At 67.1% G+C, this 13,974-nt stretch carries 15 protein-coding genes; 10 read left to right on the top strand and 5 right to left on the bottom strand.

The features are described from left to right. Positions 1–5 precede the first annotated feature (5 nt). The 9 genes from ABDC25_RS08985 to lnt are packed head-to-tail and all read left to right on the top strand — an operon-like array spanning position 6 to position 9,701. A complete protein-coding gene (locus ABDC25_RS08985) occupies positions 6–689 on the top strand; it encodes an HAD family phosphatase (protein ID WP_268741826.1) in 684 nt (227 codons plus the stop codon). Continuing rightward, positions 686–1,705 (top strand): tRNA (adenine-N1)-methyltransferase, encoded by a 1,020-nt coding sequence (locus ABDC25_RS08980; protein WP_347125865.1) that lies wholly within the window; start codon positions 686–688, stop codon positions 1,703–1,705. The genes ABDC25_RS08985 and ABDC25_RS08980 overlap by 4 nt, the downstream gene beginning before the upstream one ends. A 10-nt stretch (positions 1,706–1,715) precedes the next feature. Beyond that, positions 1,716–2,627 (top strand): hypothetical protein, encoded by a 912-nt coding sequence (locus tag ABDC25_RS08975; protein ID WP_136024885.1) that lies wholly within the window; start codon positions 1,716–1,718, stop codon positions 2,625–2,627. Then, the gene (locus tag ABDC25_RS08970) at positions 2,627–3,619 is read left to right on the top strand and encodes a WYL domain-containing protein (RefSeq protein WP_136024886.1); all 993 of its coding nucleotides are present in this window, start codon (positions 2,627–2,629) and stop codon (positions 3,617–3,619) included. The genes ABDC25_RS08975 and ABDC25_RS08970 overlap by 1 nt, the downstream gene beginning before the upstream one ends. Beyond that, positions 3,616–4,599: a WYL domain-containing protein gene (locus ABDC25_RS08965; RefSeq protein WP_029259221.1), complete on the top strand. Its 984-nt coding sequence runs from the start codon at positions 3,616–3,618 to the stop codon at positions 4,597–4,599. Before ABDC25_RS08970 ends, ABDC25_RS08965 begins: the two co-directional genes overlap by 4 nt. A 44-nt stretch (positions 4,600–4,643) precedes the next feature. Beyond that, on the top strand, positions 4,644–4,880 hold the full coding sequence (gene tatA, locus ABDC25_RS08960) for a Sec-independent protein translocase subunit TatA (protein WP_021200561.1): 237 nt from the start codon (positions 4,644–4,646) through the stop codon (positions 4,878–4,880). A gap of 57 nt (positions 4,881–4,937) precedes the next feature. Then, complete coding sequence (gene tatC, locus ABDC25_RS08955) at positions 4,938–5,696, top strand: twin-arginine translocase subunit TatC (RefSeq protein ID WP_029259222.1); 759 nt, start codon at positions 4,938–4,940, stop codon at positions 5,694–5,696. Next, positions 5,693–8,167 (top strand): DEAD/DEAH box helicase, encoded by a 2,475-nt coding sequence (locus ABDC25_RS08950; RefSeq protein WP_347125862.1) that lies wholly within the window; start codon positions 5,693–5,695, stop codon positions 8,165–8,167. Before tatC ends, ABDC25_RS08950 begins: the two co-directional genes overlap by 4 nt. 10 nt (positions 8,168–8,177) lie before the next feature. After that, positions 8,178–9,701, top strand: a complete 1,524-nt coding sequence (lnt, locus tag ABDC25_RS08945) for an apolipoprotein N-acyltransferase (RefSeq protein ID WP_347125860.1) — start codon at positions 8,178–8,180, stop codon at positions 9,699–9,701. Here lnt and ABDC25_RS08940 read toward each other — a convergent pair. The 4 genes from ABDC25_RS08940 to ABDC25_RS08925 all read right to left on the bottom strand — a co-directional run bounded on the left by ABDC25_RS08940 (position 9,698) and on the right by ABDC25_RS08925 (position 12,390). Continuing rightward, positions 9,698–10,081, bottom strand: a complete 384-nt coding sequence (locus tag ABDC25_RS08940) for an RNA polymerase-binding protein RbpA (protein WP_021200565.1) — start codon at positions 10,079–10,081, stop codon at positions 9,698–9,700. The genes lnt and ABDC25_RS08940 overlap by 4 nt on opposite strands. A gap of 124 nt (positions 10,082–10,205) precedes the next feature. Further along, on the bottom strand, positions 10,206–10,982 hold the full coding sequence (locus ABDC25_RS08935) for a glycerophosphodiester phosphodiesterase family protein (RefSeq protein ID WP_167254120.1): 777 nt from the start codon (positions 10,980–10,982) through the stop codon (positions 10,206–10,208). After that, a complete protein-coding gene (locus tag ABDC25_RS08930) occupies positions 10,979–11,908 on the bottom strand; it encodes an SPFH domain-containing protein (protein WP_021200567.1) in 930 nt (309 codons plus the stop codon). The genes ABDC25_RS08935 and ABDC25_RS08930 overlap by 4 nt, the downstream gene beginning before the upstream one ends. Before the next feature lie 8 nt (positions 11,909–11,916). Beyond that, positions 11,917–12,390 (bottom strand): NfeD family protein, encoded by a 474-nt coding sequence (locus ABDC25_RS08925; RefSeq protein WP_021200568.1) that lies wholly within the window; start codon positions 12,388–12,390, stop codon positions 11,917–11,919. A gap of 122 nt (positions 12,391–12,512) precedes the next feature. On the opposite strand from ABDC25_RS08925, the gene ABDC25_RS08920 reads away from it, so the two are divergent. Beyond that, on the top strand, positions 12,513–13,277 hold the full coding sequence (locus ABDC25_RS08920) for an SDR family oxidoreductase (RefSeq protein WP_167254118.1): 765 nt from the start codon (positions 12,513–12,515) through the stop codon (positions 13,275–13,277). Positions 13,278–13,347: 70 nt separating this feature from the next. Here ABDC25_RS08920 and ABDC25_RS08915 read toward each other — a convergent pair whose 3' ends face one another. Next, a complete protein-coding gene (locus ABDC25_RS08915; RefSeq protein ID WP_021200570.1) occupies positions 13,348–13,944 on the bottom strand; it encodes a DUF308 domain-containing protein in 597 nt (198 codons plus the stop codon). Positions 13,945–13,974 lie beyond the last annotated feature (30 nt).

Genomic DNA, 13,974 nt, shown 5'->3' with positions numbered 1-13,974 from the left:
GTTCAGTGAGCAGAAAGCCCAGCGCGGTCCTATGGGACATGGACGGAACACTCGTCGACACCGAACCGTATTGGATGGCGGCCGAGACAGCACTGGTCGAGTCCTTCGGCGGATCCTGGACCCACGAAGACGCTCTGCAGCTCGTCGGCAGCGGATTGATCGACAGCGCGGTGATCCTTCAGAATGCCGGAGTCGCCATGGAAGCCGAGGCGATCGTCTCCCACCTGACCGACGTCGTGCAGGAATCGCTCCGCACGCAGGGCGTCCCGTTCCGTCCCGGCGCGCGCGAACTGCTCCGGGATCTCCGGGCGGCGGGCATCCCGACCGGGCTCGTGACGATGTCGCTGCGTCGGATGGCTCTGAACGTCGTGGATCTGATCGATTTCGAGGCCTTCGACATCGTCGTCGCGGGGGATGACGTCGACAACCCCAAGCCGCACCCCGAGCCGTATCTGCAGGCCGCAGCCCTCCTCGATGTCGACATCGCCGAGGTGATCGTCATCGAGGACTCGCCCACCGGTGTCCGTGCCGGCCTCGCCTCCGGAGCGCTGACGCTCGCCGTTCCGCACATCGTCCCGCTGGATCACCTCGGGGCGCACGAACTGTGGCCGACGCTCGCCGGCCGGGGAGCCGCCGACCTCACCGATCTCTATGACAGCAGCACCGCCTCGACAGGAGCGACCCGATGACCGACTCCCGAGCTCCGCGGCCCAGCGGGCCGTTCCGCGCCGGCGATCGCGTGCAGCTGACCGGTCCGAAAGGCCGTCTGCACACCGTGACGCTCCGCGAGGACGGCGAGCTCCACACGCACCAGGGCGTGCTCCGTCATCGCGACCTGATCGGGCTGCCCGACGGCTCCGTCGTCGCCAACAGCTCGGGACACGACTACCTGGCGTTGCGTCCGCTGCTGCGCGACTTCGCGATGTCGATGCCCCGCGGCGCCGCGATCGTATACCCCAAGGACGCGGCGCAGATCGTGATGCAGGCAGACATCTTCCCTGGGTCGGTGGTCGTAGAGGCCGGGGTCGGTTCCGGCGCGCTCTCGCTCTCGCTCCTGCGTGCGGTGGGTCCGGCGGGAAGGCTCATCTCGTTCGAGCGCCGTGAAGATTTCGCCGATGTGGCGCGCGGCAACGTCGAGACGTTCTTCGGCGAGCACCCGGACACCTGGCGGGTCGTCGTCGGCGATCTCGTCAAGGCGTTGCCGACGGAGACCGCTCCGGCCTCCGTCGACCGCGTCGTGCTCGACATGCTGGCGCCGTGGGAGTGCATGGATGCCGTCGCTGAGGCCCTCACCCCTGGCGGGGTCGTGCTCTGCTACGTGGCGACCGCGACGCAGCTCTCCCGGGTGGCCGAGTACATCCGTGGCACGGGGCTCTTCACCGATCCCGATGCCTCCGAAACGATGGTCCGCGGCTGGCACGTCGAGGGTCTCGCCGTGCGGCCGGATCACCGGATGGTCGCGCACACGGGATTCCTCCTCACCGCACGTCGACTCGCACCGGGCGCCATCGCGCCCTCGGTGAAGCGGCGGGCGTCCAAGAGCAGCTACGGCGACGAAGACGTGGAGGCGTGGACCCCCGGCGCCGTCGGCGACCGCGAGATCAGCGACAAGAACCTGCGCAAGCGCGCGCGGGAGGCGGAGAAGGCCGCCGAGGGGGCGCGCCTGGCCGCCGCATCGCGCGATTCCGGGCACGTGACGGAATAGACTGGAGCGCGTGCGTAAAACGTCCGCCGTTCTGGCCTCTCTCAGCCTTGCCGTCCTCGCCCTCACAGGGTGCACCGCGACCGCATCCGACGGTGTCGCCGCTTGCGATCGCGGGGGCAACGACAAGATCCTGAACGTCGCCGACGTGAGTGGTGACCTCGGCTCTGTCCCAGACGTCACCGTCTTCGGGCCGGTGAAGAGCGACAAGACCTCGTTCGCCGACGTCACGGTCGGCGACGGGCTCGCGCTGGGCTCGGACTTCCAGCCGGTGGTGCTGGACATCGCCTTCTACGGCGGCGACAGCGGCAAGAAGCTCTATCAGTCCGAGTTCAACGGCGACCAGAGCCGCGTCCACAGCATCGACTACTGGGCGCAGCGTTCCGCGGGGCTCTCGGACGTGCTCGAATGCGCGACCGAGGGCAGCCGCGTCCTCGCCGTCCTGACCCCCGAGGACTTCGGCGAGCAGAACGTCCAGGCGTTCGGCCTCGACAAGGGCGAGAACATCGTGGCCGTGATCGATGTGCTCGACGTCATGCCGTCGAAGGCCACGGGAGCGCTCCAGTTCAACGACGCACGCGGCATGCCGACGGTGGTGCGCGCTCCTGACGGAACTCCCGGCATCATCATCCCCGACGTTCCGGCGCCCACCGAGATCACCACCCAGACGCTCATCAAGGGGGACGGCCCGAAGGTGAAGAAGGGCGACATCGTCGTCTCGAACGTCATGGGCGTCGGCTGGGACGACAAGAAGGTCACGACGAGTTCCTGGGGCAAGGATGCCAGCGTCAGCGTTGCTGCAGAGCAACTCGTCGGCGCCACTGTCGGCTCTCAGCTCCTCGTCGTGTTCCCCGCGGCCGAAAACACTCCCGCGACCGCGATCGTCGTCGACATCCTGGGCGCAGTGACGGCGCCTGCGCCGTGATGGCCGCCCGGATCCCCGCGGAGGAGCGCCTGACGAATCTCGTCGTGGCGTTGATGGCCACGGAGATCGGGTTGACCAAGCAGCAGATCCTCGACAACGTCTCCGGCTATCGGCAACGCGCCGAAGCGGGCACCCGCTCGGACGCCCTGGAGAAGATGTTCGAGCGCGATAAGGACGAGCTGCGCTCGCTCGGCGTGCCCATCGAGACCATCGGGGACGCCGCGGACCCGAACGATCTCCGCGAAGCGCGGTACCGCATTCCGCAGGCGGAATACGATCTCCCCAGCGACATCGAGTTCTCGCCCGCCGAGCTGGCGGTGCTGCAACTCGCCGGCAGCGTGTGGAGCGCGGAGTCGGTCTCGGGCGACGCGCAGTCCGGCGTCCGCAAGATCCGAGCCCTCGGCATCGACGGCGACGAACCGATCATCGGGTTCGCGCCGCGCATCACGGCACGAGACGCCGCCTTCTCGCCGCTGCAGGATGCGATCGAGCGGTGCAAGGTGGTGACGTTCGAGTATCTGAAGCCCGGCGAGGACACGCCTCGTCGTCGGCGTATCCGCCCCTTGGCGCTGGTCGACTACGAGGCACGCTGGCATGTCTTCGGCATCGACGTCGACGTCGAAGAAGATCGCACGTTCCTCCTCAGCCGGGTCGTCGGCGACGTGCGCGTGAGCACGCAGAGCTTCGACCCCGCGCTGCGTGACGGGGCGGGGGATCGCGCCCTCGCCGGGTTGGAACGCGTCGCATCCGAGAACTCCGCGCTCCTGGAGGTCACGCCAGGGACTGAGGCCGCTCTGCGCCTGGGACGACGGGCCACATCCGCAGCACAGGGGATCAACGTCCCCTTCGTCGACCTGCACATCCTCGCGGATGAACTCGCCTCGTACGGTCCGGAAGTCAGAGTGGTCGAACCCGCCCTGCTCCGGGAAGCGGTGATCTCGCGCCTTCGTGCCGTCGTGCGAGCCCACACCGACGTCGAGGAGGCGAAATGAGCGCGAAGGCGAAGCCCCTGCTCGCGGCTGATCGCGTGCGGGTCTATCTGACCCTCGTCCCCTACCTCCTCGAGCACGGGCAGGTCTCTCTCCAGGAGGCGGCGTCAGAGTTCGGCGTGACTCCGCAGGAGATGCGGAGCATGGTCGAGAAGCTCACCGTCATCGGTCTGCCCGGGGAATCGGGCTACTGGCAGCAACCTCAGGAGATGTTCGACATCAACTGGGACCTGCTCGATCTGGACGACGTCATCGAGATCACCAACGACGTCGCTCTGCGTCGTGTCCCACGGTTCACCGCGCGTGAGGCTGCCGCGCTCCTGGCGGGTCTGCAGATGGTGGCTGCGGTGCCCGCCGTCTCCGATTCGGGCCTCGTCGCCGGCCTGATCTCCAAACTCTCTCGAGGCGCCGCGGATGCGCCCGCCGATGTGGTCGTCGCTCCGAGCGCCGTCGACGAGGTTCGCGAGGCGGTCGCCCGCGGGCTTCATGAGGGGGTCGCGATCTCCTTCACCTATCAGGCTCCCGACGCAGCCCCGACGACGCGCACGGTCGACCCGATGCAGATCCTCATCACCAACGGACAGTGGTACCTGCAGGGGTGGTGTCACCTCCGACAGGCGATGCGCACCTTCCATCTCGATCGGGTGAGCGCCCCGACGCTGACCGACATCCCGATCACCCATGCGGGCGATCAGGTTCCCGAGGCATTCGCAGGACTCGACGATGAGCGCGAGGTCACGGTTCGTGTCGCCGAGCGGTTGGCTCCGCTCCTGAACGGATTCCTTCCCCCCGGTGAGACCGAGGTGATCGGCGGGGCCGTGACAGCGCGCCTCCATCTCGCCGACCCACGGGGCATCAAGCGGCTGGCTGCGCGCTTCGGCGGAGCGATGGAAGTCCTGGAACCCGGTGTCGCCCGCGCAGCGGCGAGGGACTGGGCTGCCTCGGGACTCGCCCTGTATCGCCAACCCGAAGCAAAGGTTTGATCTGTAGACTGGAGCGAACGCTCACCGACGACGGGAATCCTGACATGTTCGCTGGAATGCAAGGCTGGCACCTGCTTATCGTGCTCGCCGTGATCCTCCTCCTGTTCGGTGCTGCCAAGTTGCCGGCTCTCGCGAAGAGCATGGGACAGTCCGCGCGCGTGTTCAAGGGCGAGATGAAGGCGATGAAGGACGACGACGCCGCTCGCACCGATTCCGCAGCCGCCGAGCCGACCACGGTGAAGGACTCGGGCATCGACCCTGAGACCCCGCCCCGCGCCTGACCGGCCGTGGCAGCCATCGAACCGACCGTGATGCCGAAGGCGGATCGGGATCGACGGATGTCGCTGGGCGCGCATCTCGTCGAACTGCGCAAGCGCCTGATGTTCGCTGCGCTTGCGCTGCTGGTCGGCATGGTCGTCGCGTTCCTCATCGCCGACCCGATCATCAACTTCATCACCGAGCCGGTACGGATCATCGCCGAGAAGCGCGGAGACGACTTCAGCGCACTCAATTTCGGCACGGTGACGGCCGCGTTCGACATGCGCATGCGCATCGCCTTCTCCATCGGCATCTTCCTGTCGGCTCCGGTATGGCTGTGGCAGATCTGGGCGTTCATCATGCCCGGTCTCACCCGCAAGGAGGTCAGGTACACGATCGGTTTCGTCGTGGCCGCCGTTCCGCTGTTCTTCGCCGGCTGCTACCTCGGCGTTATGATCATGCCCCACATCATCGAACTGATGTGGAGCTTCACGCCCGCCGGGGCGACGAACCTCTACTCCGCCCAGGAGTACTACGACTTCATCTTCAAACTGATGATCGTGATCGGCATCTCGTTCGTATTGCCCGTGTTCCTGGTGGCACTCAACCTCGCAGGCGTCATGTCCGGACGGGCGATCCTCAAGGGATGGCGTGTCGCGATCATCATCGCCACGGTGTTCGCCGCGCTCGCGACGCCGGCGGCTGACGTCGTCAGCATGCTGATGCTCGCGGGCATCCTGATCGTCCTCTTCTTCGCCGCCGCAGGTCTCTCACTGATCTTCGACCGACGAAAGCGCAAACGCGACGAGGCATCAGGGCTTCTGCCGGATCCGGCATGAGTTCGCCTTCCGAGAGGTACGCCCGCGCGCAGGAAGCAGTGGAGCACCCGCAGTCGACGGCGTTCGCCGCACTGCAGAAGTTCCAGCTCGATCCCTTCCAGGTCGCCGGCTGTCACGCGCTCGAGAGCGGCCGGAGCGTGTTGGTCGCGGCGCCGACGGGCGCCGGGAAGACGATCGTCGGCGAATTCGCTATCCACCTCGCGATGCAGACCCCGAGTGACAAGGCGTTCTACACGACGCCGATGAAGGCCCTCTCGAACCAGAAGTTCCGAGAACTGGTCGACGTCTATGGTGCCGACGACGTGGGACTCCTTACGGGCGACACGAACATCAACGGCAACGCACGGATCGTCGTGATGACGACCGAGGTCCTTCGCAACATGATCTACGCCGATTCCTCGGCCCTCCGCGACCTCCGCTACGTCATCATGGACGAAGTCCACTACCTCGCCGATCGGTTCCGGGGCGCGGTGTGGGAGGAGGTCATTATCCACCTCCCCGCACGTGTCCGCCTCGTGTCGTTGAGTGCCACGGTGTCGAACGCGGAGGAGTTCGGCGACTGGCTCGACACCGTGCGCGGCGACACCGAGGTGATCGTCTCCGAGATCCGTCCCGTGCCACTCGAGCAGCACGTGCTCGTCCGCGACGACCTCCTGCCGCTGTTCGACGACCGCGCTGGTCTGGCCACGGCGCAGGTGAACCAGGAGTTGATGCGGATCCGCTCGTCGACGGGCACGACCTACGAGAACAACCGCCAGGCGCAGTCCTATCGCAGCGACCGTCATGCCGGCCGTCAGGCGAAGCGGCCTCCGCGGGGAGGACGTCGTCCGGTGCGTGCCGCCAATGCCCGCCGGATCGAGCGGATGGACCGCCCCGACGTCGTGCGGCTTCTGGAGCGGGCGAATCTGCTGCCGGCGATCTTCTTCATCTTCAGCCGCGTGGGGTGTGATGCCGCGGTGCAACAGGTGCGCCGCTCGGGGATCCGGCTCACCTCGAATGAGGAACGTGCCGAGATCCGGGCCATCGTCGAAGAGCGCACGCGTACGCTCCAGGAGGAGGACCTCGGCGTCCTCGGCTACTGGGAATGGCTCGACAATCTGGAGCGCGGCGTGGCGTCGCATCACGCGGGGCTGCTGCCTGCTTTCAAAGAGGTCGTCGAAGAGCTCTATCAGCGCAAGCTGGTCAAGGTCGTCTTCGCCACCGAGACGCTCGCGCTCGGGATCAACATGCCGGCACGCACCGTTGTGCTCGAGAAGATGGAGAAGTTCAACGGCGAGGCCCGGGTGGCCATCACCTCGGGGGAGTACACCCAGCTCACCGGGCGCGCAGGACGCAGAGGGATCGATGTCGAGGGTCACGCCGTCGTGCAGTGGACCGAGGGCATGGATCCACAGGCGGTCGCTGCACTCGCCTCCCGCCGCACCTACCCGTTGAACTCCAGCTTCCGGCCGACGTACAACATGGCCGTCAACCTGATCGACCTGTTCGGCAAGCCCAGTGCCCGTGAGATCCTGGAATCGTCGTTCGCCCAGTTCCAGGCCGACCGTGCCGTCGTCGGGCTGGCGCGGCAGGTGCGTGAGGCCGAGGAATCGCTGGCCGGCTATCAGAGCGCAATGGCGTGCGAACACGGCGACTTCCCCGAGTACGCGGCGATCCGACGCGAGCTGAGCGACCTCGAGAAGAAGAACCGTCAGGACTCGAACGCCCCGCGCGCGTCGCGCGACAAGCGCATGAAGCGCATCCAGACCCTGCGGACGCAGATGCAGCGTCACCCGTGCCATCGCTGTCCCGACCGCGAAGCGCACGCACGCTGGGCGGAGCGCTACTGGAAGTTGAAGCGTCAGACGGATCGCATCCGTCGCCAGATCGAGACACGCACCGGGACCGTCGCGCGGGTCTTCGACCGCGTCGTCGAGGTCCTGGAGACGCTCGACTATCTACGTGATGAGGACGGGGAGACCACGCTGACCGAGGCCGGACGGACCATGCGTCGCATCTACGGCGAACGTGACCTGCTCGTCGCGGAGTCCTTGCGTCAAGGCCTCTGGGCCGGCCTCGATGCTCCGTCCCTTGCAGCCATGGCGTGCTGTCTGGTGTACGAACCCCGCCGCGACGAGGCGAACACGGGGGAGAGGGGTCTACCGCGAGGGCCCTTCCGCGCGGCGTATGAGAAGACGACCACGCTCTGGGCCGAGCTCGACGACCTCGAGCAGGACCATCACCTCCCCGGAAGCGAGCCCCTGGCCGCAGGCCTGGCCGGCGCGATGCACTCCTGGGCGCGGGGCGGGATGCTCGACCGAGTGCTGGTCGATGCGGATATGGCGGCCGGGGACTTCGTGCGCTGGGCCAAGCAGACGATCGACCTGCTCGACCAGCTGTCGATCGTGGCCGAGGATGCGGCTCTCGCGCGTACGGCTCGTGCCGCGCTCGACGGGGTGCGTCGCGGCATCGTCGCCTACTCGTCGATGTGAGATGGACGGAATGACCGAGAAACCAGCGCCGCAGCGCGCCCTCCTGCCACTCTGGGCCGCTGTGCTCGCTGCCGCACTCGCCGCCCTGATGATGGACCTGGCCTATCCTGAGGCCGCGATCTGGATTCTCGCCTTTCCCGCGACCGCGCTTCTGCTCGTCGCGCTGATCGGGCGCCGGTTCGGTGGGGCTCTGCTCGTCGGTCTCGTCTACGGCATCCTGTTCTTCGGGCTTCTCGTCTCCTGGACGTCGCGATACCTGGGGCCTGTTCCCTGGGCCGCCCTCAGCGTGGTGGAAGGCGTGCTGACCGCCGTCGCCCTGGTTCCGATCGCCCTCGCGTACCGTTGGATGCCGAAGGCCTTCCCCGGGACCGCAGCACGTCTCCTGGGGCTTCCCACGGTCATCGCCGCCCTTTGGGTCGGTCGGGAGCTCTTCATCGGCTCCTGGCCCTACGGGGGCTTCCCCTGGGCACGGATCGGCATGAGTCAGGCGGAGAGCCCTCTGGCATCCGTCACATCATGGGTCGGCGTCAGCGGTCTCAGTTTCCTGATGGTGCTCGTCGTCGCGATGCTGATCGAAGTCTTCCGACTGCGTGCATGGCGTGGTCCGCTCCTTCTGATCGCGCCCGCCGCCGTCCTCGCGGTGCTGCTGTTCACCCCGCTCTTCCCGACGTCCCCGAGCGGTTCCCTGCGCATCGCGGCGGTGCAGGGGAACGGTCCCACCGGGTACTTCGATGACCGCGAAGCGTTCGCCGTCATCCAGGCGCAGACCGAAGCCACGGCGCCTCTCTACGGCGAGGACGTCGATCTCCTCGTCTGGCCCGAAGGCTCACTGGACGGCGACCCCTTCCAGATCGACGCCCTCGCTCGACGGATGACGCTCGTCGCCAATCGGATCGATGCCCCGTTGCTGGCGAATGCGGCCACCGGGCGCGACGACCGCTTCTTCAACACCTCCATGCTCTGGAACGCCGATGGCACCGCGACGCAGCTGCACGACAAGCGTCACCCTGTCCCTTTCGGGGAGTATGTACCCGACCGCGCCTTCTTCAACGCGCTCGCGCCCGATCTGATCGGGCTCATCCAGAGGGAGTACACGCCGGGGTCGAACCCCCCGATCATGGATGTGGGCGACGTGCGCGTCGGTCTCGCCATCTGTTTCGACGTGATCTACGACGACGTGATCTGGCAGGGGCTGAACTCCGGCGCCGAGGTGCTGGTGTTCCAGACCAACAACGCCGACTTCCGCGGTACGGACGAGAACCTCCAGCAGCTCGCCTTCGCGCGGATGCGGGCGATCGAGACGGGCCGCAGCGTGGTGAACGTCTCCACGGTCGGCACCAGCCAGGTCATCCGCGCGGACGGCTCGACGGTCACCAGCCTGGAGGCAGATGAGGCCGGAGCGATGCTCGAAGATGTCGAGCTACGGTCCGGCCTCACGGCGGGTGTCGTACTGGGCCCCTGGGTGCAGGCGATCCTGCTGTGGGGCGGTCTCGGCGCGCTCCTCGTCGGGTGGTGGCGCGCCAGGAGGCGCTAGGCGCCGATCTTCTCGCGGGTCGGGTCTTCGCCGGCACCGCGCCGGGCGCGGATGAAGGCGAGGCGCTCTTCGAGGAGCTCTTCGAGCTCGGCGCGGGTACGGCGCTCCAGGAGCATGTCCCAATGGGTGCGGGCGGCCTTCTCGTCGCTGGCCTCGAGCGTGACGGCCTGACCGTCGACGTTCAAGCGCGCCTCGGCGCCGCACGCGCGGCACTCCCAGGTCTGGGGCGGCTCTGCATCCGCCGCGAACATCAGGTTCGTGACGTGGCCGCAAGTGTCACAGGTGTAGGTGGTCTCACGGCGCTCCATGAAAACGACGCCCTCTTCGCTCTGTAGGCTCTGGGCGCCGAGTCGGATGCCGCGCAGGCTGCGATCTGCCATTGTGTGGTCCTCTCGTCGCTGTCAGGTATAACGCTCCAGCCTGTGCGCTTCATCCACGCGCCCGCCTTCTCGGCGGAACTCACAGGTTAATCCCAGCGCCGGAGGTTATGGGGCGAGTCGTCAGTCAGCGGGGAGAGAGCGTCTTGAGAGCGAGATCCGCGCGATCGGAGACGATGCCGTCAGCCCCGAGGCCGACGAGTCGCCGCATGTCCTCGGGGTCGTTGACGGTCCACACATGAACCTCGACGCCGTGCCGGTGCGCCGCACCCAGGAGCGCGGGGGTCAGGACCTTCAGCGCGCCGTAGCGCTCGGGAATCTGCAACACGTCGATCTCGCGGAGCAGGCGGGCGGGGGAGAGGTGGAGTGCCGAGGCTCCCCGCAGGGAGGCGATCGTCCGGCTCCCTCCCGACGTCGCGGGACGGAGAGCGGCGCCGGCGCGCAGCACCGAGGCGAGGGCGGCACGGCGGTTCGCGTCGGAGAAGCTGGTCAGGAGGACGCGGTGGGTGTGATCGACCAGGATCGGGCCGAGGGGCTCGACGGCTGCGGCCGTCTTCACATCGATGTTGAAACGCACGTCCGGGAACGAAGCCAGCGCCTCCGACACCGTCAGGAGTCCGCCGTGGTCGGAGAAGAGCGTCCGCAGTTCGCGTGTGCGCACATCCTGGACCCTTCGGCTGTCGCCGCTCAGGCGGGTCAGAGTCGTGTCGTGGAACAGCACCACATCGCCGTCCGCGGTGACCTGGCAGTCGGTCTCGATATAGTCGACGCCCGCCGCGTGCGCGGCGGCGAAAGCCGCGGCAGAGTTCTCCCAGACGCCGGAGTCCTCGCCTGCCGCGGTGATCAGACCGCGGTGGGCGAGGACTCGGGGATGCCGCGTCTTCGAGAAGTACGGGTGCGTCACGCGCCCGGAAGCGTGTTCGTCGGGCCCTGGCCCGGCTTCGGGGTGAACGCACTGCCGATGCCCTTGAGCGCCTCGGTGAGTTCGCTCGGGATGATCCACAGCTTGTTGGACTGCCCCTCGCTGATCTTCGGCAGCATCTGCAGGTACTGGTAGGCGAGCAGCTTGTCATCCGGCTCGCCCTGGTGGATGGCGCTGAAGACGTTCTGAATCGCCTCGGCCTCACCCTGTGCGCGGAGCACAGCGGCCTGCTTGTCACCCTCTGCCCGGAGGATCTCGGCCTGACGGGCACCCTCGGCCTCGAGGATCGCCGACTGCTTGGTTCCCTCGGCCGTGAGGATCGCGGCGCGTCGGTCACGCTCGGCGCGCATCTGCTTCTCCATGGAGTCCTGGATCGAGATGGGCGGGTCGATCGCCTTCAGCTCGACGCGGCCGACGCGGATTCCCCATTTGCCGGTGGCCTCGTCGAGCACGACGCGCAGCTGCCCGTTGATGTTGTCGCGGCTCGTGAGTGCCTCTTCGAGGTTGAGGCCACCGACGACGTTGCGAAGAGTGGTGGTGGTCAGCTGTTCGACCGCACCGAGGTAGTTCGCGATCTCATAGGTGGCTGCGCGCGCGTCGGTGACCTGGAAGTAGACGACCGTGTCGATCGACACGACGAGGTTGTCCTCGGTGATGACCGGCTGCGGCGGGAAGGAGACGACCTGCTCGCGCATGTCGATCAGGGGGCGCAGGCGATCGATGAACGGGACGAGGACGTTCAGACCGGGGGTCAGCGTCTTGTGATAGCGCCCGAGGCGCTCGACGACCCCGGCCGTCGCCTGGGGGATGATGCGGATCGCACGGGCGACGGTGACCACCACGAAGATGATCACCGCGATCACGAGGATCCACAGGATCGCTGTAGGGATGAACGATGCGTCGTTCACGGGTTCTCCTAGTCGTTGACGGGACGGACGATGGCGGTCGCACCGTTGATCGCGGTCACGGCGATCGGAGCGCCCTGCGGGATCGGCACGGGCGTGGCGGTGCGAGCGGTCCAGGTGTCGCCGTTGGCGAGCTTGACCTGGCCGGAGATCTGAGTGATGTCGTGCAGCGCGATACCGCGCAGGTCGACGAGGGCGTCGACATTCGACTTGGTCGGATCTTCTCCGCGGCGCAGTCGCTTGAGGAGCGGGGGACGCAGGAAGAGGATGAACAGCGCGGCGGCGGCCGCGGCGATGATGACCTGCAGCCAGACCGGAACACCGATCAGATCCGTGACCAGCCCCACGACGCTGCCGAAGCTCAGCATCAGGAAGGTGAAGTCCAGCGACAGCATCTCGATGACGAGGAAGACGGCGATCAGGACCAGCCAGCCGATCCACGCCCATTGGTCGATGAACGTGACGAATGTCGTGAAGTTGTCCATGCGGCCTCCTTTGTGGTCAACGTATCACGCGGGCACCGACGGATCAGGGTGCCACAGCGCGCGCTTGATAGTGTGAGAGGGCCGTGCGATCACGGCTTTTTCACGCATCATGAGGAGTCACCGTGACCGACGTTCTTCCCGCAGGATCCCTTGACGGCAAGGTCGCTCTTGTCACCGGTTCATCGCGGGGCATCGGCGCCGACACCGTGCGCTACCTCGCCGAGGCAGGCGCCGACGTCGTCATCAACTTCCGCAACAAGGCACCGCGTGCAGAGAAGCTCGCCGCCCAGCTCCGCGAGCTCGGCCGTCGCGCTCTCGTCGTCGGCGCGGACCTGACCGACCAGGCATCCGTCGCCGAGATGTTCGAGGCGATCCGCGCCGAATACGGGCGGCTCGACGTCCTCGTGCTCAACGCCTCCGGCGGCATGGAATCCGGCATGGCCGAGGACTACGCCCTCGCGCTGAACCGTGACGCGCAGCTCAACGTCCTGAACGCGGCGACGCCCCTGCTCGGAGACGGCGCGCGCGTCGTGTTCGTCACCAGCCACCAGGCGCACTTCATCCGGACCACGCCGACCATGCCGGAGTACGAACCGGTGGCACTCTCGAAGCGGGCGGGGGAAGACGCGCTCCGCGAGCTCATCCCCGGACTGGCCGAGAAGGGGATCGGCTTCACCGTCGTCTCGGGCGACATGATCGAAGGAACGATCACGGCGACTCTGCTCGAGCGCGCGAACCCGGGCGCCATCGCCGAGCGCCGGGAATCGGCCGGCAGGCTCTACAACGTCTCGGAGTTCGCAGCCGAGGTCGCCAAGGCCGTCATCGACCCGGTACCGGCGGACAACACGCGCCTCGTCGGTGATGTGAGCGCCTTCGCCGCCGAGTAGCCAGGGCGCACAGATCGGCCCCGTCCTGCACGCTGCGGGACGGGGCCGATCTGTTTTCAGACCGACAGGATCAGCTCGTCGCTCCACCCTGCACGGCGGAGACGTATTCCTTCTCGTCTCGACCGAGCGTGATGGCGCGCACGATCTGGATGATTCCGAGCACGACCAGCGAGATGCCCAGCAGCAGCCAGAACGCGAAGCCGGCGATGAGCGGCGAGAACAACACGATGATTCCCGCGACGATGCTCAGGATCGCGTAGAGGACGGTCCAGACGCGCGAGCCGTCGCTGCCCAGCAGTGTGAGCGCGACGATCCCATCGACGATCCAGCTGACGCCGATGAAGATCACGACCACGAAGGCGAGCGTGGCGGCGGCGGCATTCAGGTTGAAGTACGCGATGACACCGGCAGCGATGTAGAGCAGGCCGAGGACGATGTGACCGACGCGCGCCCACCCGCCCTTCGCGCTCGAGAAGATGCCGAGTCCGACGTAGACGAGACCGGCGATGATGAGGTAGGTGGCGAAGATCGCCGTCACGATGACCGCGGACTTCACCGGCCAGACGAGGAGGACGATTCCGGCGAGCAGCGCCAGCACACCGGCGACGGCCAGCGTGACGCGGATCGACTTGAACAACGACTTGGCCTCCGTGAGTGGTTCAGACATGGTGGGGACCCCTTTCTGAGAAGATCCTGT

This window comes from Microbacterium sp. SY138 (genome assembly GCF_039729145.1).
GTDB lineage: Bacteria > Actinomycetota > Actinomycetes > Actinomycetales > Microbacteriaceae > Microbacterium > Microbacterium maritypicum_A.
Note: the sequence above shows the minus strand (reverse complement) of the source record. Positions and strands in the feature narration are given on the sequence as shown.

What these genes read in the sequence shown, in the direction of transcription:
- ABDC25_RS08950 (WP_347125862.1), top strand. Translation starts at nt 5,693, where the DNA reads ATGAGTTCGCCTTCCGAGAGGTACGCCCGCGCGCAGGAAGCAGTGGAG.
- ABDC25_RS08940 (WP_021200565.1), bottom strand. Translation starts at nt 10,081, where the DNA reads ATGGCAGATCGCAGCCTGCGCGGCATCCGACTCGGCGCCCAGAGCCTA.
- tatA (WP_021200561.1), top strand. Translation starts at nt 4,644, where the DNA reads ATGTTCGCTGGAATGCAAGGCTGGCACCTGCTTATCGTGCTCGCCGTG.
- lnt (WP_347125860.1), top strand. Translation starts at nt 8,178, where the DNA reads ATGACCGAGAAACCAGCGCCGCAGCGCGCCCTCCTGCCACTCTGGGCC.
- ABDC25_RS08965 (WP_029259221.1), top strand. Translation starts at nt 3,616, where the DNA reads ATGAGCGCGAAGGCGAAGCCCCTGCTCGCGGCTGATCGCGTGCGGGTC.
- tatC (WP_029259222.1), top strand. Translation starts at nt 4,938, where the DNA reads ATGTCGCTGGGCGCGCATCTCGTCGAACTGCGCAAGCGCCTGATGTTC.
- ABDC25_RS08970 (WP_136024886.1), top strand. Translation starts at nt 2,627, where the DNA reads ATGGCCGCCCGGATCCCCGCGGAGGAGCGCCTGACGAATCTCGTCGTG.
- ABDC25_RS08915 (WP_021200570.1), bottom strand. Translation starts at nt 13,944, where the DNA reads ATGTCTGAACCACTCACGGAGGCCAAGTCGTTGTTCAAGTCGATCCGC.
- ABDC25_RS08925 (WP_021200568.1), bottom strand. Translation starts at nt 12,390, where the DNA reads ATGGACAACTTCACGACATTCGTCACGTTCATCGACCAATGGGCGTGG.
- ABDC25_RS08980 (WP_347125865.1), top strand. Translation starts at nt 686, where the DNA reads ATGACCGACTCCCGAGCTCCGCGGCCCAGCGGGCCGTTCCGCGCCGGC.